At 63.3% G+C, this 21775-nt stretch carries 23 protein-coding genes; 3 read left to right on the top strand and 20 right to left on the bottom strand.

From position 1 onward, the window contains the following. Window positions 1-48: 48 nt before the first annotated feature. Window positions 49-312, bottom strand: coding sequence for a hypothetical protein (locus NG900_RS22025; protein WP_252683715.1), 264 nt, complete (start codon window positions 310-312; stop codon window positions 49-51). A gap of 160 nt (window positions 313-472) precedes the next feature. Next, window positions 473-1390, bottom strand: coding sequence for an alpha/beta fold hydrolase (locus NG900_RS22020; protein WP_252683714.1), 918 nt, complete (start codon window positions 1388-1390; stop codon window positions 473-475). Between the two features lie 682 nt (window positions 1391-2072). Between NG900_RS22020 and NG900_RS22015 the strand changes: the two genes are divergently transcribed. Together NG900_RS22015 and NG900_RS22010 are read left to right on the top strand one after the other, a co-directional pair. Beyond that, a complete protein-coding gene (locus tag NG900_RS22015) occupies window positions 2073-2378 on the top strand; it encodes a panthothenate synthetase (RefSeq protein ID WP_252683713.1) in 306 nt (101 codons plus the stop codon). Between the two features lie 173 nt (window positions 2379-2551). Then, window positions 2552-2797, top strand: coding sequence for a hypothetical protein (locus tag NG900_RS22010; protein ID WP_252683895.1), 246 nt, complete (start codon window positions 2552-2554; stop codon window positions 2795-2797). A gap of 77 nt (window positions 2798-2874) precedes the next feature. Here NG900_RS22010 and NG900_RS22005 read toward each other — a convergent pair whose 3' ends face one another. From NG900_RS22005 to NG900_RS21965, 9 genes are all read right to left on the bottom strand, one after another. Further along, window positions 2875-3027: a hypothetical protein gene (locus tag NG900_RS22005; RefSeq protein WP_252683712.1), complete on the bottom strand. Its 153-nt coding sequence runs from the start codon at window positions 3025-3027 to the stop codon at window positions 2875-2877. Between the two features lie 39 nt (window positions 3028-3066). Continuing rightward, window positions 3067-4230, bottom strand: a complete 1164-nt coding sequence (locus NG900_RS22000; protein WP_252683710.1) for a DUF4382 domain-containing protein — start codon at window positions 4228-4230, stop codon at window positions 3067-3069. A gap of 195 nt (window positions 4231-4425) precedes the next feature. Then, entirely contained in the window at window positions 4426-5349 is a 924-nt protein-coding gene (locus NG900_RS21995) for a DUF1259 domain-containing protein (RefSeq protein ID WP_252683707.1), read from the bottom strand. Between the two features lie 161 nt (window positions 5350-5510). Beyond that, the gene (locus NG900_RS21990) at window positions 5511-5972 is read right to left on the bottom strand and encodes a chromate resistance protein ChrB domain-containing protein (protein WP_252683705.1); all 462 of its coding nucleotides are present in this window, start codon (window positions 5970-5972) and stop codon (window positions 5511-5513) included. A gap of 13 nt (window positions 5973-5985) precedes the next feature. Beyond that, entirely contained in the window at window positions 5986-7158 is a 1173-nt protein-coding gene (locus NG900_RS21985; protein WP_252683703.1) for a chromate transporter, read from the bottom strand. Window positions 7159-7177: 19 nt separating this feature from the next. Further along, a complete protein-coding gene (locus tag NG900_RS21980; protein WP_252683894.1) occupies window positions 7178-8149 on the bottom strand; it encodes a chromate resistance protein ChrB domain-containing protein in 972 nt (323 codons plus the stop codon). A gap of 69 nt (window positions 8150-8218) precedes the next feature. Further along, window positions 8219-9247 (bottom strand): dienelactone hydrolase family protein, encoded by a 1029-nt coding sequence (locus NG900_RS21975; RefSeq protein ID WP_252683701.1) that lies wholly within the window; start codon window positions 9245-9247, stop codon window positions 8219-8221. A 267-nt stretch (window positions 9248-9514) separates the two neighbouring features. Beyond that, window positions 9515-10870, bottom strand: a complete 1356-nt coding sequence (locus NG900_RS21970; RefSeq protein ID WP_252683699.1) for an ABC transporter ATP-binding protein — start codon at window positions 10868-10870, stop codon at window positions 9515-9517. Window positions 10871-10905: 35 nt separating this feature from the next. Further along, window positions 10906-12690, bottom strand: a complete 1785-nt coding sequence (locus NG900_RS21965) for an ABC transporter permease (protein ID WP_252683697.1) — start codon at window positions 12688-12690, stop codon at window positions 10906-10908. A 297-nt stretch (window positions 12691-12987) separates the two neighbouring features. On the opposite strand from NG900_RS21965, the gene NG900_RS21960 reads away from it, so the two are divergent. Then, window positions 12988-13275, top strand: a complete 288-nt coding sequence (locus NG900_RS21960; RefSeq protein ID WP_252683695.1) for an acylphosphatase — start codon at window positions 12988-12990, stop codon at window positions 13273-13275. A gap of 35 nt (window positions 13276-13310) precedes the next feature. On the opposite strand, the gene ppk2 is transcribed toward NG900_RS21960, so the two are convergent. The 9 genes from ppk2 to minC form a co-directional block, all read right to left on the bottom strand. Beyond that, the gene (gene ppk2 / locus NG900_RS21955) at window positions 13311-14216 is read right to left on the bottom strand and encodes a polyphosphate kinase 2 (RefSeq protein ID WP_252683693.1); all 906 of its coding nucleotides are present in this window, start codon (window positions 14214-14216) and stop codon (window positions 13311-13313) included. 114 nt (window positions 14217-14330) lie between these two features. Beyond that, window positions 14331-15044, bottom strand: coding sequence for an Imm52 family immunity protein (locus NG900_RS21950; RefSeq protein WP_252683692.1), 714 nt, complete (start codon window positions 15042-15044; stop codon window positions 14331-14333). Between the two features lie 225 nt (window positions 15045-15269). Continuing rightward, complete coding sequence (locus NG900_RS21945) at window positions 15270-15695, bottom strand: Tox-REase-5 domain-containing protein (RefSeq protein WP_252683690.1); 426 nt, start codon at window positions 15693-15695, stop codon at window positions 15270-15272. A 15-nt stretch (window positions 15696-15710) separates the two neighbouring features. Further along, window positions 15711-17108: a phospholipase D-like domain-containing protein gene (locus NG900_RS21940; protein ID WP_252683688.1), complete on the bottom strand. Its 1398-nt coding sequence runs from the start codon at window positions 17106-17108 to the stop codon at window positions 15711-15713. 334 nt (window positions 17109-17442) lie between these two features. Continuing rightward, the gene (locus NG900_RS21935; protein WP_252683686.1) at window positions 17443-18300 is read right to left on the bottom strand and encodes a 23S rRNA (adenine(2030)-N(6))-methyltransferase RlmJ; all 858 of its coding nucleotides are present in this window, start codon (window positions 18298-18300) and stop codon (window positions 17443-17445) included. Between the two features lie 72 nt (window positions 18301-18372). After that, window positions 18373-19770, bottom strand: coding sequence for a CoA transferase (locus NG900_RS21930; protein ID WP_252683685.1), 1398 nt, complete (start codon window positions 19768-19770; stop codon window positions 18373-18375). A 12-nt stretch (window positions 19771-19782) separates the two neighbouring features. Further along, window positions 19783-20037, bottom strand: a complete 255-nt coding sequence (gene minE, locus NG900_RS21925; RefSeq protein ID WP_024977189.1) for a cell division topological specificity factor MinE — start codon at window positions 20035-20037, stop codon at window positions 19783-19785. Between the two features lie 14 nt (window positions 20038-20051). Next, the gene (gene minD / locus NG900_RS21920) at window positions 20052-20870 is read right to left on the bottom strand and encodes a septum site-determining protein MinD (protein WP_252683683.1); all 819 of its coding nucleotides are present in this window, start codon (window positions 20868-20870) and stop codon (window positions 20052-20054) included. A 44-nt stretch (window positions 20871-20914) separates the two neighbouring features. Then, window positions 20915-21697, bottom strand: a complete 783-nt coding sequence (gene minC, locus NG900_RS21915; protein WP_252683680.1) for a septum site-determining protein MinC — start codon at window positions 21695-21697, stop codon at window positions 20915-20917. Window positions 21698-21775: the final 78 nt, after the last annotated feature.

The following is a 21775-nucleotide window of genomic DNA, read 5'->3' as shown; positions in this document are numbered from 1 at the left end:
TAACCCCATCGTCGGGGCCACCTCCCTCTGTTGGCGACAGAAGTCGCCTCAAGCCTTCGACACGGGTTTCAGCTCCCACATCGGCAGGTAGTTCATGATCGGCCGCTCAAACGTGCCGCCCTTGTCGATAAATGGCTTGCCCGCATCCAGCATCGGCCGGAACGTGTCCAGTTGCTTGGCCGCGTCCAGGTCGGTCCACAGGCTCACGTTCGATAGCGACGACGTCGACGCGTCTTCGCCCACATAGAAGGCGACCAAGCCACGCATCGCCTCGATACCGGGCCGAAGCACCGGTTCGAGGTCGTTCATCATCTGCCGCATCTCGGCGAACTTGTCCGACGGGCACCGGAGAATCGAGACTCTGACGACTGGCTGCATTGGAACGTCCTCTCGTTGACGAGCGTTGAAGGAGGGATCGAGTCGCCGGTGACAACCCTGGCGACTCGCAGCGTGGAATGAATGAGACCGGACGCTATTGCGCGAGGAACTTCACGATGGCACTCACCGTGGCCTGCGTCTGCTCCTCCATCAGCCAGTGCCCGGCATCGGGAATGACCAGCTCCTGCACGTTGCTCGCGGCATTGCGCATGACGATGGCTTCGTTCTCGCCGAAGGACTTGGCGCCGCCGATGGCCAGCACCGGCATGGGCAGCTTGGTGGCGAGGGATTTCTGGTTGTCCTCCGCGTCTTGCGGAATCGACAGGAATTGCGCAAACGCGGAATGCATGGCGCCCGGCTTGGCGTAGAGGCGGGCGTAGTGCACCCGCGTGGCCTCGTCGATCTTTGCGGGGTTGCCGGCAAATTCATTCCAGAACCGGTCGAGGTAGATGCGCTCGCGGCCTTTGACCAGCCGCTCCGCATCGGGGCCACCGAACGAGAAGTGCCAGAGCTTGGGCGAGCGGACGATCTGTTCCCACGGGGGCACGCCCGGCACGGGGGCGTCCATCACGACCAGCCGTGTGGTCTTGTCCGGGTAGCGCGCCGCATACGCGAACGCGACCATGGTGCCGATGTCGTGGCCGACCACGTCGGCCTGGTCGATGTTCAGCTTGGTCAGTACGGCGCGGATGTCGGCGGCCTGGGTGCGCTTGTCATAGCCGCCTTCCGGGTGCGATGACAAACCCATGCCGCGCAGATCCGGCACCACCACGGTGTGGGTGCGCGCCAGCTCGGCGGCCAGCGGCGCCCACATGTCGCCCGTGTCGCCAAAGCCGTGCAGCAACACCACGGCCGGGCCGCTGCCGCCCACGCGCACATACAGGGTGGCGCCATCGGTCTGGATGTTCTGGTGGCGGAAACCCGGCGGATACGGTTTCACCTGGGCTTGCACAGCTTGCACAAGGGGCGTCATGGCCAGCAGGAGCGCAACGGCTGTAAGGAGTTTTCGCATGGCGTGTTCTCTGGGGGAGGGGGCGGCCGGAGCCGATTGGGAAGCGGCCCGCTCACGCTGATCGGACCGTATGGCAGGGCGCTGCGCAGACTGGTCAAGCGTAGTACGCGCCATGCGAGCTGCAAGGATGAATGCGAGGGGTGTCGCGCGCAGGGCGGAAGGCGAGGCCGATATTCACATGCCCGATCCGACGGCTCTCCCCACCGTGGGTTTATAGGTTTACTTCTTTATGTATACAGATAGTAGTAGTAGATAACGGTGGATAACTCCTGTGGATAGGTGCAAAAAGCGCTTGTGCATCAAGGGCTTAAGAAAAGCACAACCCATCGGACAGCATGTGCCGTTGCGTGGATGAGTCGGGGGTTCGTGTCGCACGCTGTCGATGCATGTGGGAGTTGTTCCTCCGCTGTCGACAAGCCGACCCCGCAGAACCAACACGCTTGTCCCTGGAGTTATTCACAGGGGGCGGGGGAGTTATCCACATTGGGCGTGGCCGACGCGTCCTCATCCTTGCCTCTCCGCCATCCCGCCTAGCCGATGGCCGATTTCGCAAACGCATCAGGCGTCCTATACCTACGGTGTCCGGCGACTCGCGCGGTGGCATCACGCGTGCGGCGCTTGCCTTGCCACCTGCTGCACAGGCTTGTCATCGTCCAGCGGGCGACCCACCAGGAGAAAAGCCATGCGCATGCTCGTCAACGTGCAACTCCCGCACGAACCCTTCAACACCTATGTGCGCGACGGCTCCATCGCCGAGCGCATCCCGCGCGTGATGGCGGAAATGAAACCCGAGGCCGTGTACTTCACCGAGCAGGACGGCCACCGCGGTGCGATGCTCATCGTCAATGTGGAGACCGCATCGCAGATTCCCGCGCTGGCCGAGCCGTGGTTCCTCATGTTCAACGCCGATTGCGAGTTCCGCATCGTGATGAGTGCGGAGGACTTGCAGAAAGCAGGGCTGGCCGAGATTGGCGCCAAGTGGAAGTAACGCCACCTGCTGTGAGGGTCATGCTGGGGTTCTATGCGGCTTTCTGATCACCGGCTCGCATCGCTCGGCGCGGTTACGATTGGTTGCACAGAAATGCACATTCGCATGTGCGTCTACCTACAATCGGTGACACCAAAACCAGAAGGAGGACACACATGACCCGAGCACAATGGATGATGGCGGCCGCGATGACCGTGCTGTGCACCGTGTCGCTGACGGCCCAAGCCAGGGGCGGCGCAGGCGGCAATGCCGGCGGCGGTTCGGCGGCGCATATGAGCAGTCATGGCATGGCCAACACCAACGGCCCGGACAGCCTGGACCGCGACAAGGGCCGCGCCCGTGCCGAAGACCGTGCGCATGAGCATGGCAAGTCGATGCAGCACAAGCACATGGGCAAAGCCAAGGGCAAGGGCAAGTAAGCGCCGCATCGCTGCACAAAAAAAGCCGGTCACGCAGACAGGCTTTTTCATTGGGCGCTCGCTTTGGGGGCAGGCGCTCAGCAATTCCCCTTCTTTGCCTGGCCCGGCGGGCAGAAGCCGTTACCGGGGCCGCCTTGCGGCCGTGCAACGGGGCCATCATCGGGCAGATACACGGCGCACCCGCCCAGCAGCGATGCACCCAAAGACAGGATGAGGATGAGGTTCTTCATTGTGTTGTCAGGGGGCGGCTCGGCCCCCGTTCTCCTTGGTTAGAAATTGAAGTTGATGCCGGTCTGGTTGGCCGCCGCGACATTGGCCGGGCTGGACTGCACCACACCCGTCGAGCTGGTCGCCTGAATCGTATAGGCCCCTGCCGTACCCGCTGCCGCCAGCGCAATCGGCAGCGTGGTGCTGTACGTGCCGGCCACGGGCGTGGCGGCCGGCAGATTCATCGAGTAGGCGCCGGTCGTGAGGTCAGCGTTGGTCGAGGTGATTTCGTACGATGCCGTCCCGATCGTCTGCAGCGCCACCAGCGATGCCTGCGCAGAAGCCGTGGCCGTGCCGGAAGCCGTGCGGGTGACCGAAGCGGCCAGCGTGATCGGCTGGGCCGAGGTGGCCACCGTGGTGGTCGTGCTGGCGGTCACGGGCACCGAGCGGATGACGCCGGTGGCATGTCCGCCCGCCGGGTTGTTGTCGACGATCACGACATCGTAGTTGCCGTTGGTCGAGCTCTGCACGAGCGGCGACAGGACGAACTTGCCGGTGGAATCCGCCACCGTGCCGCGCACGACCTTGCCGTTCTGCTCGGCATACACGGTGGCGCCGGCCTGTGCGGTAGGCACGTAGCCGGTAATCGAACCGCTCACCACCATGGGCGTGGCCGTGACCACCGGCTTGAGCAGGTAGTTGCCATTGCCCTGCGTGACGATCGATTTGCAGGCATTGAAGTCGAGCACCAGATCCACCAGCGTGTTGGCCTGCACGGTGAAGGGCTGGATGATCTTGTAGCCGCTCTGCGCGCCACTTGGGGTGGCCAGCGGCTGCTCGGTGCCGCCGGTGGGCACCACGGAGTTGGCCAGCGTGTTGCCCTGGTTGGGCGACAGCACAAGGCGCAGCTGCTGATACTGCCCAGCGGCCAGCGGTGCGCTGCCCAGATCGGTCAGCACGCCGTTGGTGAGCGAGAGCAGGTCGATCTTCTGCGGCGTGGCCAATGCGATGTCGGTCCAACCGCCATCCGTATCTGCAGCCGTCGAGCTGGCATTGACGCGCACCTTGTTGACGGTGACGTAGACATGGTCAAAGCCGCAGGCCGGTGCGTCTGTCATCGAGACATGGAGAGTGCCGGTATCTGGACCGCCATCCCCACCGCCGCATGCGGCGATGAGAAACGGCAGTGGCAGCACAAGCAACGCGTTCCGATAGTTTGTTCTCATGGTTATCTCCTCGGGTGGGGGGTGCCGGAAGAATAGTCCTGGCCATGGCACGCACTTTGGGCAAAGTGCAACCAATCGTAACGCGACGGGCACCGGGTCGCATTGGCCAGATTGGAACAACGTTTGCGGAACCTCTGCACCGCCACAGCGCGCAACCGTTTAGCGTCCACTGTCGCGCGCTGGTGAATGCGCTCCCTATTTCTTCACGGCGGCCTGCGCATCCAGCGCCTTCCTGACGGCCTTGGCCAGGGTGTCGGCATGGCCTTTGCCCCAGTAGTGCAGGAACATGTAGCGCGGCTGCTCGTGGGTCATGTGCTGATGAATCGCGACGATGTTGATGCCGTCGCCGCGCATGGACTTCAGCACGGGTTGCAGTTCGTCTTCACGCATGACGAAGTCGCCATCGACGATCGCTTCGTCGTCTGTGCCGGCAAACGCGGCCCACGTGTTGACGCCCATTTCGTTGCCGATCGGCGTGCCATGCATGCTGCCTGGGGCGCCAACCACCACTTTGAACATGCCATTGCTGGCTTGCCCCTTTTTGCCAAGGACGGCTTCCAAGGGCGCTGGGGTGATCGTGTTTTCCGCACCGATCCTGCCGGGGAAGGTCATGGCCGGGGCCGCATTCGCTGCCCGGACCTCGGCGATCTTGTCGTAGACCTTTTTCACGCCCGCTGCCAATTGGCTGGCATCGCCCATGCCGGCGATATGCATGAAGTACACCTTGGGCCGGTCGAAGAAGAAGTGGTTGTGCAGTGCGGTCACCTCAAGGCCTGCGTCCAACGCCGCGCTCATCGCGGGGTTCACCTCGTCTTCGAACACCACGGTGTCGCCCATCAGCATGACGCGGCCGCCGTGGGCGGGCGTGAAGGCCGCCCAGGAGGTCAGCCCCATGAATGGCGCCATGGCCAGGCCGTCAACCTGCACCGGCACGTCGGTGCGCGGCTTGGTGACCTTGAAAACGTTCTCCGCCTCGGAGAAGCTGCCTTTGAGCCCGGTGATCTGTTCGATCTGGGCCCGATCCAGTGTGGGATGCCGGTCTGACGGCGCGGCGCTGGCGAGGGTACATGCGCACGCGATGGTGGCAAGCACGAGGGCGATACGGCTGGGCAATGACATCCGTGGCTCCTTGCAGGGGGATGGCGCCTGGGTGTGGTGCACACGCGTTGGTCGCCCGTTGAAGTCAGCCGACGTTGCAGGCGCAGGCCGGCAAGCATCGGGCCGTTGTTCCCCCTCTCCACTTCCCGTCCTGCCAGAAGCACACCTTGTGCCGCCTGGCGTCATGCCGGCATGTTGGGCGGCCAGTTGTGCGTCTCCGCCTGGCAGTGCTTGCACCAGGCATAGAGCGCGTCGTACATCACAAGGCCGTGTTCGAGCATCGTCAGGTCATCGGCAAACACTTGCGACAAGCCCAGCGAGATGGCATACAGCCCGCTGGATTGCGGTGTGAGATCCAGGCGCGAGGTGTCGGCGCCGCGCACAATGCGGGCCAGGTGCTGCAAGGCAGCGTCATCGCCCAATTGGTACTTGCTCAGGAACGCATCGAAGCTACACAACTCGCCCACGTGGGTCAGTTCCACGCCGGGGATGTCGTACGGGATGGCGCCGGTGTCATTGGCAATGCGCAGCACGTCGGCCGCCGGCACGTAGAGGAAGTCCGGCGTCTCGTCGATGAAGCGGGCGATCAGCCAGGGGCAGGCAATGCGGTCGATCTTGGGGCGTTCGCGGGTGATCCATTGCATGGCAACCTCCACATCAGTGATGCAGCAGCGGAAACGCCACCAGGCCGAGCAAGGCCGCACCCGCCACGATGACGGGCTCCGACAGCTTCTTGAACTTCACCAGCAGCAACACCGTTGCCACGGCCATCAGGGCGGTCGGCACATCGACGATCGAGCGCTTGGCCAGCACGATCACCGCGCCGGTAATGGCGCCCACCGCAGCGGCAGTCACGCCATCGACAAACGCCAGGATGGCGGGCAGCTTGCCGTACTTCTTGAAGTACGGCGCGGGCAGGATGGTGAACAGGTAGCACGGCAGGAACGTGCCAAGCGCGGCCACGCAGGCGCCGGGCAGCCCCGCCACCAGGTAGCCGATGAAGCCGACCGTGATGACCACCGGGCCAGGCGTGATCATTGCCACGGCCACGGCGTCGACGAACTGCTTCTCGTTGAGCCAATGGTGCTCGGTGACCACGCCACCATAGAGAAACGGCACGATGGCCAGCCCCGACCCGAACACGAACGCGCCGGCCTTGGCGAAAAACACGCCCAACTGCGAGAGCAGCGGCCAATCGATCATGCTGGCCATGCCGCTGGCTGCCGCAATGGGCGCACCGGCCACCGCGTTGACGCGGCCCTGGCGCAGCCACTTGGGTGGCGCACGCCAGAACCACACCAGCACGCCGGCGGCCAGAAACAGCCACGCCACCTCGGATTCTGTAATGACCGTCACCGCGGCCAGCAGCAGGTAGATGGCCCACAGCAGCTTGTCCTTGCCGACGCTCTTGGTGGTGAGCTTGTGCGCGCTGATGGCGATGATGCCGATCACGGCCGCGCCCACCCCGTAGAACACGGCCTGCATCCAGGTCAGCCCGCCAAAGCGCACGTAGGCCCAGCCCAGCGCCACCACCATCAGGAACGACGGCAATACGAAAGCGATGCCGACCAGCGTGGCGCCGACGATGCGGTAATGCACGTAGCCTAGGTAGATCGCGAGTTGGGCGGCCAGCGGCCCGGGCGCGAGTTGGGCGAGCGCCAGGCCCTCCTTGTAGTCGGCCTCGGTGATCCACTGGCGGGTATCGACCAGGTCGCGGCGCATGTAGCCGGCCAGCGCAACCGGCCCGCCAAAGCCAAGGGCGCCAAGCCGCAGGAAATACAGCACCAGTTGCCGTAGTGAGTAGGCGGGGTGTTCAAGAGCAACAGTCATGGGGCACCTGTGCAGGGCGTTACGGTTGAGATGGTTTGCGGCTGCCGCAGAAATGGGCATACAGCGAGTCGAGCACGGCGCCGATCTCCGTGAGCAAGGCGTCGTCGTTTGCCAGCCGCTTGCGCGCGCCGGCCAGGATGGCTTCAAACCCGCCGGCTTCGGGCGTGGTGGCGCCGCCCACGTCCAGCGCGTGCACCATGGCGCCGAGCTTGGCGAGCCCGGGGTCGTCATCCAGCCCGAAGCTGGCGAGCAGTACCTCGAACGACACGCGCTCGCCCACGTGCGTGAACGTTGCGCCGTCAAAGTCGAAGCCGAGTGCATCGGCAGGACAGTCGGCCGGGCTGTCGAGCCAGACGAACTGCGCGTGCGGATCGATGAAGCGCTGGATCAGCCAGGCGCTGGCAACGCGGTCTACCCACAGGTGCCGGCGTGTCGCCCACTGGCGGCCCTGGTGGCGGGCCCGGTCCCGCCGGGGGATGCCGCCCGAAGCCGCCCGCGGTTCGCCTGGCGATTGCGTGGCTTCGACCGCCGCCGAGAAATCGCGCCACTGTGCATCGGCGCGCACGGTGGATTCATTCGGGAAGAAGTCGATCTTGCGGATGGCCTCGTAGGCGCGGGCATGGCGGCGGTGCAGCCGGTTGCGCTCGGCGGCGGGCAGGTCGGGGAGTGTCTTGCGGGCTTCCGAGACTTCGGCAAGCCACTCGGCGTAGTCGGGGGTGCGATCGAACAGGGCGCGGAAGGCGGCGTCTTCCGTTGCATCGCTGGCCCGCACGCTCAGCACCCAGGCCTGGCCATCTTCCTGCAATGCCTCGTCGGCCAGGGTGCGCAGCTGTGCGGCGTGTTCGGCATGCGCGGGCAGCAGATAGGCGCCGTCGCGCAGGGCGGCACAGCCGATGGCCTTGATGGCGCGCCAGATGCGCATGCGCACCGTGGCGCTGCCGGTAGGCAGGCTGACGATCAGCAGGAGCCAGGAATCGGGGGTGGCGGTCATGACGGCAGCATAGGCGTGCGTCATAACTGCTGCAATGTTGTAGAGATTGCTACAGCAACACCGCGCGCGTCAGGGCGGCGGCAACCCCATCGCCTTCCTCAGGAATGTGCTGACATCGGCCTCGGACCGCTGCGCCTGCTCCAGATTCGCGCCTGCGGAGACACCTCGCACGACGCAGCGCCTGTAGTCGGCCTCCATCGCCTGAAAGCTGGCGTAGGGCTCGCGGTTCTGCAGGTGGTAGTAGGTGCCGTGCTGCACGTCGAGGATGGCCTGCGGGCACTCGCGCGCCGTGGTCGCACCGGGGAAGTACTTGAAGTAAGGGCGCGTGTTGTCGAAGTCGTGATAGGCGCCGGGGTACATGTGGACCTCCACCGCTTGCCCGTCGCGTCGCATGGTGTCCGCCGCGTTGAGACATAGGTTGGCGGGCGTGTAGTCATCTTTCTCGCCCAGCGCGAGCATCAGCGGGGCGCCCGTCAGCGGAGGCGGCGGCACCTCCCACCAGAGTTGCGAGCAGCCCGGGTAGAAGCCGATGAGTGCGGCAAACCGCGTGTCGTCATCGATGATGCCTTTGCGGAACGCATCGAGCGTCATGTCCATCGCCACACCGCCGCCGCGCGAAAAGCCGATCTGCCCAATGCGCTTGGGGTCGATGCGCGGGTCGGTGCTCAGCAGCTTCAGCGCGGAGAGCGCATCGGCGTCGTTGGCGGCGGGGCTCAATTGCGCCTGGTTGTCCATCGTGTTGTGGATGCCGCGCGGGCCGTACGAATCCACCACGAAGGCCGCCACGCCCATCTGGTTGAACACGCGCACCCAGCGGTCGACGTCTTTCTGCTGCGGCCCTGCGGAGCCGTGCGAGATCACCATGGCCGGCACGCGGCCGTCCAATTTTTCAGGCAAGTACAACGTGCCCCAGATGGGCGTGGGGGTCTTGTCGTACTTGCGATGCACCAGCTCCCATTTGTTCTTGGGGGTGACGCTGGTGAAGTCGATGCGGCCGGTGGGCTTTGCCGAGAGATCGTTCACGATTTGCTGGGCTGATGCGGGCACGGACATCAGCGCCAGAACAAGCATGCCGACCATCAAGGCAACGAGTGGCATCCAAAGCCATGCAGGCATGCGCCAGAAGTGTTTCCTGTCGCGGGAAGTGAACCGGTATCGGGCCTGACTCTGGAGAGGGTGGTGCTTGGCAGCGTTGAACTTCTCGCATTGCGCTTGTGGCGGCAGAGGGGCTGTCATGGTCGAGACCCATCAGGGAATGAAATGCGGCGGGGGCCACTTTAACCGTCCCTGTTGCCTGAACGTCGGCAATCCGGGAAAAAAAGAGCCGCATGCAGCGGCTCTTTTTGCGTGAACGGCAGCCATCGCTTACGACGCGTTGTCGCCGCCGTCCTGCGCCTCACGCTCTTCGCGCTCCTCCCGCTCTTCACGCGGCAAGGTCAGCATGCCGGTGTTGTACACGTACTCATACACCTCGCCGTAGCGGCCCCATTCAATGCCGATCTTGAGCACGCGCTCAGCCTCTTCGGGCTTGAGGTAGGCCTCGAGCTCGCGCAGCACGTGTTCTTCGCGGATCTCGCCGTCCTCGTTGGCGTCCAGCTCGGCGCGGATGTGCGCGGCCAGGGCCACGCGCTCCAGCAGCTTCTGGCCGAACAGCACCTTGCGCTCAGGCGGTTCGGTTTCCATGTAGGTCTTGCCGAACGGGGTGACGATGATGTCGCCGCGCTCGATGGTGGCCAGTTGCAGCAGGCTCAGCGCTTCACAGGCGGGCAGCAGGTCGTCGTCGGTCACGCCGGCTTCTTCGGCCAGGTGCGGCAGGTCGGCGCGGCCGTTGAACGGCGCTTCGACCAGCAGGTCGAGAATGGCCTCCATCTGGCCGATCTCGGCGTCGGGCAGGCGATAGGCGAGCTGCTCGGCGGCGGGCTCCACGCCCACGTGCACGCCCACGCGTTGCGGCGAGGTCATCAGGCCGTACACCTCGTCGATGAGGTTGCGCACGGCAGCCGAATCCCGATTGCGCGGGCGCGGGAACGGCACGCGCACCTCGGCGCGGATGCGCCCCGGGTCGCTCGAGAGGATGACGATGCGGTCCGCCATCATCACCGCCTCTTCAATGTTGTGCGAGACGATCAGGATGCTCTTGATGTTGGTGCGGCGGTCTTCCCACAGGTCGAGCATTTCGTCGCGCAGGTTCTCGCCGGTCAGCACGTCGAGCGCGGAAAACGCTTCGTCCATCAGCAGCAGATCCGGCTCGGTGACGAGCGCGCGCGCAATGCCCACGCGTTGGCGCATGCCGCCCGAGAGTTCGCGCGGCAGAGCGCTGTTGAAGCCCGACAGGCCGATCAGGTCGATGGCCTGCTCGGCGCGCTCTTCGCGCTCGGCCTTGGGCACGCCTTGCGCTTCCAGGCCAAGTTCCACGTTCTGCTGCACCGTGAGCCACGGAAACAGCGCGAACGACTGGAACACCATCGCAATGCCCTGCACCGGGCCGGAATATTCTCGGCCACGGAACAGCACCTGGCCGCGGTCGGCACGCACGAGGCCCGCCATGATGCGCAGCAAGGTCGATTTGCCCGAGCCCGATTTGCCCAGCATGGCGACGATCTCGCCCTGGCGCAGGTTGATGTCCACGCCTTCGAGCACGGCCCGGTCGGTGTGGTCTGCGGTGCGGAAGATCTTCGAGACGCCGCGCAGCTCGATGACAGATTCGCCAGTGGTAGCCATGTTGATGCTCTCTGCTAAATAAGGTCGCGTTCGTCTTAGAGGCGGGTGCGCTCTTGCGCGATGTCGTACAGCCGGTTCCACAGCAGCCGGTTGAAGCCCACCACGAACAGGCTCATCACGCCAATGCCGAGTGCGATGCGGGGGAAGTCCCCCTTCGATGTCATCTCGGCGATGTAGCTGCCCAGGCCTGTAGCCACCAGGGTGCGGTCGCCCCAGGTGACGTATTCGGACACGATGCTGGCGTTCCACGAACCGCCGGCCGCCGTCACCAGGCCCGTGAGCAGGTTCGGGAACACGGCCGGAATCAGGAAGCGCTTCCACATCAGCCAGCCGCGCAGGCCGAAGTTGCGCGCAGCCAGCCGCAGCTCGGTCGGGATGCCCGAGGCCCCGGCAATCACGTTGAACAGGATGTACCACTGCGTGCCAAAGATCATCAGCGGGCTCAACCAGATTTCAGGGTTGAGGGCGAAGCGCGCAATCAGCATCACCGCCAGTGGGAACATCAGGTTGGCCGGGAAGGCTGCCAGGAACTGCGCCACCGGCTGGGCAATGCGCGCCACGTTCGGATTCAGGCCGATGCGGATGCCGATCGGCACCCACACCACCGCGGCCAGCGCGATCAGCAGGATCACGCGCACCATGGTCAGGAAGCCCAGCCAGAACACGTGGCCCACCTCGGCCCAGCCCACCTCGGAGCGCACGAACTGCAGGATGTGCACCACGGCAGCCAGCGCGGCCACGATGATGAGAACGTCCGCCACGCGGTGTGACCACGGAAAGCGGCGGAAGCCGTTGCTGCCGCTGGCAGTCGGGCGGGTACGCTCGGCACCCCAGGCCAGGGTGCGTTCGGCCAGCCCGGCGCCGCGCTCCAGCAGCGTCTTGACCCATTCGGAGCGGCGCAGCAGGTCGAGCAGCCACGACTGCGGCTCGCGCTCGGAAGACATCGCATCAAAGCGGAAGCGGTCTGCCCAGGCAATCAGCGGGCGGAACAGCAACTGGTCGTACAGCAGGATGCCGATCAGCATGGCCAAGATTGCCCAGCCGATGGCCGGCAGGTTCTGCTGCTGGATCGCCAGCGAGATGTACGACCCGATGCCCGGCAGCTTGATGTCGTGGCCCGACACCGAAATCGCTTCCGACGCCACCACGAAGAACCAGCCGCCCGACATCGACATCATCATGTTCCACAGCAGGCCCGGCATGGCGAACGGCACTTCCAGGCGCCAGAAGCGCTGCCACTTGGACAGGCGGAACACCGTGGCCGCCTCTTCCAGGTCGGTCGGGATGGTGCGAAACGATTGGTACAGCGAGAACGCCATATTCCACGCCTGCGACGTGAAGATGGCGAAGATGGCCGCGCATTCCACGCCCACCAGGTTGCCCGGGAACAGCGCGATGAACCCCGTGACGGTAATCGACAGGAAACCCAGCACCGGAATCGATTGCAGGATGTCCAGCGCCGGCACCATCACCTTCTCAGCCGTGCGGTTCTTCGATGCAATGGCCGCAAACGCAAACGAAAACGCCAGCGATGCACCGAGGGCCAGCAGCATGCGGATGCTGGTGCGCAGCAGGTAGTAGGGCAGCTCCGTCACGTTCAGGCTGACGTCCAGCTGCGTCTCGCCAGGCGTGTACGGCACGTTCATCTGCTTGGCGGCAAACGCCACCAGCACAATGGCGGCCAGGATGATCGGCAGCAGCGCCAGATCGAACCGGTTGGGCGGCGCCGTCAACAGGTTGCCGAAGTTGACGCTCAGACTGGGACCAAAGCGGCCCCCCAATTTGCCCCGGAAGGTGGTTTCGTTATCGTTTTGCTGCATCGTGATGACCGGGACGGAGATCGCTGACGAAATTCGCGTGCTTCAAGACCTAGGGCCTAGGGCCGAGGCGGAGTATGTGGCGCGAGCGTGGCGGTGCGGGGTGGGCGTCGTGCTTTCACAAGCATGGCTTGGCACCCGGCGGCAAGCCGCCTAGTTTACCTTGCGTAACGTCAGAGCCCGCCGCGCGGTTGTCAGTCTGACGACGTCACATTCCAGAAATGTGACAGAGATGCGACAACGTTGGTTTGTCATGGTTTCTCCAACACCTCATCTGCCGTTCTGTCTGGGAGCGCTGCCATGTCTGTCACGACACAAGTGATCGTTACCGTACAGGGCCGTGTGCAGGGGGTGGGCTATCGCGCCGCCTGTGCCGACCGGGCCCGGGCGCTCGGCCTGCGCGGCTGGGTCCGCAACCGCCGCGACGGGGCGGTCGAGGCGTTCCTGGTCGGCCCTGAGACGACGGTGCTCCGTATGCGGGAATGGATGTGGGAGGGGCCCGACAGCGCCCTGGTCACGCAGTTGGATGTCGTATCGGGCTACGACGAAGCGCCGGGGCCTAGCTTCGAAATCCGCCCGACGGTGTAGGGTCGGCGCCTGGGCCCCACCCGGGGTCGACTCGATCAGTACACGCTGGGCACGATCATCGCTTCGGGCACCGGGTTGCGGATGTACTCCGCGTGGTGCACGCGCTCGGGCAGCACGACCGGCGAGTGCGGCACAGCGTGGTACGGCACCTGGTGCAGCAGGTGGTGGATGCAGTTCAGGCGCGCGCGCTTCTTGTCGTCGGCCAGCACCACCCACCATGGCGACTCGGGAATGTGCGAGCGTTCCAGCATGACTTCCTTGGCGCGCGTGTAGTCCTCCCAGCGGCGGCGGCTTTCCAGGTCCATGGGACTGAGCTTCCACTGCTTGAGCGGATCATCGATGCGGCTCTGGAAGCGCACTTCCTGCTCTTCGTCCGTCACCGAGAACCAGTACTTCACGATCTGGATACCGGAGCGCACGAGCATCTTTTCGAACTCCGGCACGGAGCGGAAGAACTCTTCGTATTCCTCATCCGTGCAGAACCCCATCACGCGTTCGACGCCGGCGCGGTTGTACCAGCTGCGGTCGAACAGGACGATCTCGCCGGCGGCCGGCAGGTGCGCCACGTAGCGCTGGAAATACCACTGCGTGCGTTCGCGGTTGGTGGGGGCGGGCAGGGCGGCCACGCGGCATACACGCGGGTTCAGGCGCTGCGTGATGCGCTTGATGGCGCCGCCCTTGCCGGCGGCGTCGCGCCCTTCGAAGATCACCACCAGCCGGTGGCCGGTCTCGATCACCCAGTCCTGCAGCTTGACGAGCTCGCCCTGCAGGCGGAACAGCTCGCGGAAGTACATGCGGCGTGTTTCGCGGGCCTCTTCGCTGATGGCCGCTTCGCCATCGGCGAGGCGGTCGTCGATCTCCATCTCCAACTCTTCGTCCAGCGTGTCGAGGAGGTCTTCCTGCAGGCGTGCCTGCCGCGCGGCGGTGTCGCGTTCACTCATGATGTCCTGCTCCTGCCGATCCTGATGATGGGCGCGCCCGCACGGGCCGCGCAATCCAAGTCTAAGCCCGACTAGGTAGCACGGGCATGTGGCAGGGGAGTGACATGCGGGCGCTCAACCAACGGGAGGCGGTAACCAGTTCGCATCGCGCAGCCGCTGCTTTACAGCTTCACTCGTATCTCGATGAGTGGGGATCGTACGATCGTACAGTTCGCGCGTCGTCACGATGTACGTGCCCAGCGAATCGATGGCATGAACTTCGGCAGGTGCTGGCAGTGACGGCACGCTTTCTTTTGGTTTATTGCCGTAGACGAACCAATACACCGGTGGCATCGAACGGTCCTTGTCGTTGATATCGGTGTAGTCGATCCAGGCCCAATCCGGCCTCCAGCATCTTATGGTGGCGACGAACAAGCGCTCCAGAGTGGCCGCGTTGAGGATTGCTTCGGCGATTGGGCCCTTTTCTGGAAAATGGATTACCACGCTATTGAAAGCATCTTCACCTGCACAGCCCAACCCGGCACGAATAGCTGCACAATTATTTTTCGCGCTGAATATAAGCGCGCTGAAACCCACCTCCGGATAAACCCTATCCAACGGCACGCCTTTTCTATCTCCATTTACTGGAGAAATGATTTTTTTATTAATCTCCGATACGTCGTCTGGAAAATCAAAAGACCTTGACCGATAGTCTTCGTAATACCAGCTTAATTCCGGAACAACTTCACGTACGGCCCCAACAAAATTCCTCATCTGAGCCGCACACTCTCCGGCGCTTTGCAGGCGATCGCCCCAAACACACCCAACCTCATAGTTCCTGAACTTCATCCATCAACCTGTCGATTTATATACATTTCCGCAACCCGGGACCCCTTATCACAAGAGATCCCGGGTAACCGGCACACCGGAAACATCGGTTCACTAGAATGAACCGCCCGAACTACCCTTCTTCAAGGCATCTTCGACATCCTAGTTAGGAGCAACGACCTCTACCTCAATTCTGCCACGCAAGACCTTGTCGACAGCCTTTCTCATTGCCTCATTGGGAACAACTCATTTAACCTTCATTCCCGCCGCCTTTGCCGCAGTTAGTTGGCGGCCTGCCTGCTTATCAAGCTTCGCCTGCATTTTCTCCGATACTCGACCGCTTTTCCAATTTCCTTCCTTATCAACTTTATACCCAAAGCCTTTAACCTCCGTCAGCTCTCGCTTAGCCTTGTTTACGCCGTCAAATTTAACGTATCCTGGCCGACTAACCGACTTATCAACCCCTACAGCAGCTGATTGCCCTGTCGGCATCCCTGTCACTTGTTTTTGATACATTGAATTTGCCGGCTTCATGCTCTCGCCGGAGGAGATAACTCGCATCTCGCCAACGGCCAATGGTGGCGTAACTGCCAGCACGTTGAATGCGACCAAGAATTGCAGTGCTGCAGCAGCCAGCCACCGACGCGAACGCGTCAGAATTTGATGTTTCATGGATCACCTATCGAATTAGCGAGCAACCGGGCAACGCTGCTGCTCTTTTGCAGCGCTACTCACGAGGGAAGAAGAGGGGCCATACACCATGTTCTGGTGCAGTCGATCCATCTCTTGTTTGAATTCCGCGGCCACAGTCGGTGATTCGATCACCAGAAGGTTCTCGTCATTGGTTCGATTGGCCGATGCAGACCAGTTATGCGAACCCGTGATCACGGTGCGGTTGTCGACAACGGCGATCTTGTGGTGCAGCTTGTCACCCTCGGGCAACCGGGAGTAACCAACATGCGTCGCAATCTTTTCCCACGGGTGGGTCTGAGGCTTCAATGCGTAGTTGGCATCGAATCGCTTGATGCCCCACATATCGAGCGTTGCGCTGCTCGCGTTGTAGACGAAGCTTCGATCGACTACGCCCCGCAGGGTGATATTGCGATTGGTATAGGCTTGTCGCAGTGCTTCGGCGATCCATGCATCGGTAAACACATAGGCCGCGATATCAATGCTGGTGGAGGCAGTAGCCAACGTTCTGGCAATCAGCCCAGATGATGTCGCATCGTCTGGTTGCGTTTTTGAGAAAGGTGAAAACTGAACCTGTAACGTGCCATCCGGTGTTTGGATGGTGCGTGCCGGCCTATACGTTTTCCGCACGCCGAACTTGCTGCGCCCGACGACACCTGGGCCATCGCCCCACAAATAGGCGAACTCGGCTTGATACAACTGCGCGAGTTCGGTGCTCCTCACAACAACGAGGTTTTCAGCGTTGCCCCTGCTGTTAGGTAAGCCGACATCCCCAAAGAACCCGCTGTGCGTGAAGTTGGACGAACTGCTCACCACAACCGCACCATCAATCACCAGAAATTTATGGTGCATCAGGCTGGAGCCCTTGCTGCCGTCCGCCGTATCGTCGATCACTGGAATATTTGCTTGCGCGAATAGCGTCGGCACGTCGCGGGCCGCGCGCTCTTCGTCAGAAATATCGCCGTCGCCATTGACGTCCACCAGCGTATCAATCTCAGCCCAAATTTCCTGTTCCTCGTCGCTTAAGTCAGCGACTTCGTCAATCGAGAGATCGATCCAGTTACGGTTGTAGTCGTTGTCCATCACAACCCTAACCAGCACGCCGCGCTGTTTGGCATCAACCAGTGCCCGCGCAATATTCGGAAGCGTCAGCCCCATCACGGCCACATCAATACTGCTTCTGGCCCGTGCGATTTTCCCGATGATGACGCGCTCGAAGTCGTCCCCGTTGCGTGTAATGCCTCGATACGGTTCCACGAATTGCTGAGTGGCGCGCTGATTGAAATACGCGGTAATCGCTCTTTCCGTGGCGGGATTGGATTGAGCATGCGATGCCAGAGGCGAGGAAATCAAGGCAAAAAGAAGCCCCGCCTTGATTAACAAGGTTGTTTTCATAAGACGAAATTGAGTGGATTCGATCCGGCAGAATGCTCGGAAACGAAGAATCAAAGATGACTTACATCTTGAGGACGTGTTGGATCCGGTCTCCTATCGTTTTTATAGGATCCAACGTTAGGTCTTATGAAACCGGCTTATCGTCAAAGGTTGTTAATTCGCCAAGAGTTCCGCGCCAAGGCGAACACGCGCAGTGCCGTGCGTCGGCACCATCAGCTTTGCAGGAGAAAAGGAGCAAGAGCGTCCAAGGCGCGCTACCAGCTCTGGCGCACCGATTCAGTAATGCCATGGTCCCCGCCGGGCGGTCAGCCCGATACGAGCGCTCTTTTAAGACTTAGCTCGATTCGCCTTCCAGCATGAACTTGGCGCCATCGTCCTGGCCGAGCAGGCGCACCAGCGTGGGCATGGCTTCCTGCAGTTGCGCTTTTAACGTCCATGGCGGGTTGACGATGAACATGCCGCTGCCGTGCAAGCCCAGGCCGCCCTCCACCGGATGCTTGACGGTGAGCGTGACGTGCAGCCAGTCGGTCGGCCGTAACTGCTTGAGGCGCGCAGGAAATTGTGCGGCCTCGCGCCGCTGCACCAGCGGATACCAGATCGCGTACATGCCGGTGGCGAAGCGCTGCAGGCTGTCTTGCAGGGCTTGCACGGTACGCGCGTAGTCGTGCTTGTCTTCGAACGAGGGGTCGATCAGCACCAGCGCGCGGCGCGGCGGCGGGGGCAGGATCGCCTTGATGCCGGCAAAGCCGTCGCCGTCGTACAGCATGACTTTTCGACCGGCACCACGGAAGTTATTCGACAGCACCTTGATCTCGCTGCTGTGCAGCTCGAACAGGCGCAGGCGATCGGCATCGCGCAGCATCTGCCACGCCAGCCACGGGGATCCGGGGTAGTGCTTGAGCTCGCCATTCGGATTCAGCTCGCGCACCTGGTCTAGGTACGCATCGAGCAGCGGGGGAAGTGTCTCGCCGGCTGCTGCTGCGCGCCACAGCGGGCCGATGCCGGTCTCGAACTCCGCCTTCTTCTGGGCCCACTCGTGGTCCAGCGCGTAGAGCCCGGCGCCGGCATGCGTGTCGATGTACCAGAACGGCTTGTCCTTCTGCGTCAGGTAGTCGAGCAACTGCACCACGATGGCGTGTTTGAGGACATCGGCGTGGTTGCCGGCGTGGAAGGCGTGACGGTAGCTGAGCATCGGCGGGCCATGTGCGCCCGGCGTATCAGGCGCAGGCAGAGAAAACGGTAGGCGCGCATCCTACCACTGCGGCTACCACCGCGCGGCGTGCGTCCCCAGCGGCACGGTGGGCCGCGTCCAGTGCGGCGGCGTGTCGGAGAGCTGCCCGGCGTGGCGCAAAGCCGTGAGCGCGCCGAAACCTGAGGGCGTGGTCTCCAGGTACGTGCCGATGTCTTCGTAGCGTGGGTCAGCCACATCGAAACCGTTGGCCATGCGGCCAAAGCTGCGCAGCCAGTACGCCGTCTGGGCCAGCGACACGCGCACATGCCAGCTTCCGCCTTCGGTCATGCGGCGCGCGAGGGCCGTCATCGCACCGGCGGCCATCAGGTAGCCCGCGCCGTGGTCGAGCGCCTGCGCCGGCAGGGGGCGGGGCTTGGCGTCGCCGGCCGCGTCGGCTTCGGCCCAGTTGAAACCGCTGGCGGTCTGCACGAGCGAATCGAAGCCGCGCCGATTGGCCCACGGGCCGTCATAGCCGTACGCGCACAGGCTCACGTAGACGATGCCGGGGCGCAGTGCAGCGGCTTGCTCGGGACTGAACTGCAGCGCAGTCAGACCACCCGGGCGATAGCCCTGCACGAAGACGTCGGCATCGTGCAGCAGCGCGCGCAGTTGCTCGGCTCCGGCCGCATCGCGCAGGTCCAGTTGCGCGGAACGCTTGCCGCGGCCGGTGTCGATCACCAGTGGTGGGATGGCAGGCAGATGCGGCGCGGTGATGAGCAGCACGTCGGCCCCATGCGCGGCCAGCGTGCGGCCGCAGACCGGGCCGGCAATCACGCGCGTGAGATCGAGTACGCGCACGCCAGACAGCGGCTGGTCATCGGCCTGCGTGGGCAGCGGTGTGGGCGGCGCATCGCCAATGCGTTCGATGGTCATGAGCGGCTGACCAGCCACGGCCATGCCTTGCGGATGGCGGTCCCACTCTTCAAATGTGCGGGCAGCGGTGACGACCATGCCGGCCTGCGCGGCAGCGTCTTCAAACGCTTCCGCCTTCCACTGACTCAGGGCGGCGGCCACGGCGTCGCGGTCATACGCGCAGCCAAGCAGCTTGAGCACGCCATCACGGTGATGCGGAAAGTTGGTATGCAGGCGCACCCAGCGGCCATCGCCGCAGCGATATAGCCCGGCGATCTTGTCCCACGGTTCGGGAGGCAGTTGGCCATCCACACGGAAATAGCGCTCGGAGCGGAATTCCAGCGCCGCGTGGTGCATGTCGACCGACACGGTCTGCTCGCGGCCCGTGCGCAGCGTATCGACCTGCGCGGCGGCCAATGCGGCAGCGGCAATGGTGCTCTGTGCGAGCGTGCCTACCGCAAACGATGAGGGTAGCGCCGGCTCAGCGCCTGTGAGATTGACCCGCGACAGCGCTTGCGCCGGCTGACCGAGCACTCCCCACAGGTGGGCAAGTGCTTCGGTCGCTGTCACGGTTGGCACGGACGTGGAAGATCAGGCCTGCGGAATCTCGATCTTCACCTCCAGCACTTCCAGGTTGTCCTGGCGCTCGAGGTTGACCTTGATGTCGTCGTTGCCGATCTTCACGTACTTCGAGATCACGGCCACCAGCTCACGCTGCAGCGCGGGCAGGTAGTCGGCGGGCGCACCGCTGGCGGTGCGTTCATGGGCGAGGATGATCTGCAGGCGTTCTTTGGCGACGGTTGCAGTCTTCTTCTTCTCGCCCAGCAGGAAAGACAGAATCGACATGGGTGTGCGTCTCCTTATTTACCGCCGCCGAACAGGCGCTGCAGGAAGCCCGGCTTGCTGTATTCGACGTAGCGCAGTTCCTTTTCCTTGCCCAGGAAGCGGTCGATCACGTCGTGGTAGGCGTTGGCCACATCGGAGCCTTCGATGTGGATGGCGGGCGTGCCCTGGTTGGACGCTTGCAGCACGGCTTCCGATTCCGGAATCACGCCGATCAGCTTGATGCGCAGGATTTCCTGGATGTCGGTGAGCGACAGCATTTCGCCTTCGGACACACGCTTCGGGTTGTAGCGCGTGAGCAGCAGGTGTTCCTTGATCGGCTCCTTGCCTTCCACCGCGCGGCGCGACTTGGACGACAGGATGCCCAGGATGCGATCGGAGTCGCGCACCGAAGACACTTCCGGGTTCGTCACGACAATCGCTTCGTCGGCAAAGTACATCGCCATCAGCGCGCCCGATTCGATACCGGCGGGCGAATCGCAGACGATGTATTCGAAGCCCATTTCCTTCAGGCCCTCGATCACCTTCTCGACGCCTTCACGCGTGAGCGCATCCTTGTCGCGCGTCTGCGAGGCGGGGAGGATGAACAGGTTCTCGCACTTCTTGTCCTTGATGAGGGCCTGGTTCAGGTTGGCCTCACCGTGGATCACGTTGATCAGGTCATACACCACGCGGCGCTCGCAACCCATGATGAGGTCGAGGTTGCGCAGGCCGACGTCGAAGTCGATAACGGCGGTCTTGTGACCGCGCAGCGCAAGGCCCGCGGAAAACGCCGCACTGGTGGTCGTCTTGCCGACGCCGCCCTTGCCGGAGGTGACTACGATGATCTTGGTCATGGCTCGTATCAGTCAGTTAAATCGGTCGGCACGCTTACAGCGTGTTATTTCATCCGCAACGGTTCGAAAACCAGCGTGTTGTCCGCGAGCCGGACCTGCGCAGGTTTGCTGGCGTAGGCTTCCGGCCACGGGGTTTCGCCGGTGCGGTAGATGCCGGCGATGGAAATCAGTTGGGGCTCCAGGCACGTGCAGAAGATGCGCGCATCCAGGTTGCCCTTCACACCCGCCAGCGCGCGGCCGCGCAGCGAGGCATAGACGTAGATGTTGCCCTCGGCGATCACTTCGGCGCCGTCGCTCACGATGTCCAGCACAACCAGATCGCCACGCGCGTAGATGCGCTGGCCGGAACGCAGGGGGCGGTCGATGACCATCGTGCCGGGCTGCGTGGCTACGGCATCGACGGGGGGAACGACGGGGGCGGGAGTTGCGGCAGACGAAGGCGCTTCGGCGGCCTGGGCGTGCTCGGGCACATCCTGGGCGTCCTTCGCGTCTTTCTCGCCGCGGGGACGACGGCCGTGGCTCTCAAGCAGCGGCAGACCAAACGCCTGGGCCCACTCTGCCTGCTCGGGGCTGGCGACCACACCGATCGCACGGGCACGCAGCGCGGTGAGGGTCTCCACCAAACGGTCGATGGGCAATCGCTCATCCTCGGCCAGGCGGCGCACGTCGATGGCGACCACGTCGTTGGAGAAAAACTCCGGCGTGTCGGCAAAGCGTCGCGTGAGTTCGGCGGCCAGCGCGTCCATGTCGGCGGTGCGCGGCGACAGCAGCAGGGCATCGACGGTGCCGCTGCGGATCTCGAACAACGGCGCTTTCTTCTGAGACATAGAACAGCTACGCGGAAAAATGGGCTCATTCTAACGTTGTTGACGAAACGCCTTGGATTTTTTAGCCCTGCCGATCCG

The organism is Ralstonia soli (assembly GCF_023955655.1).
Taxonomy (GTDB): Bacteria; Pseudomonadota; Gammaproteobacteria; order Burkholderiales; family Burkholderiaceae; genus Ralstonia; species Ralstonia soli.
Note: the sequence above shows the minus strand (reverse complement) of the source record. Positions and strands in the feature narration are given on the sequence as shown.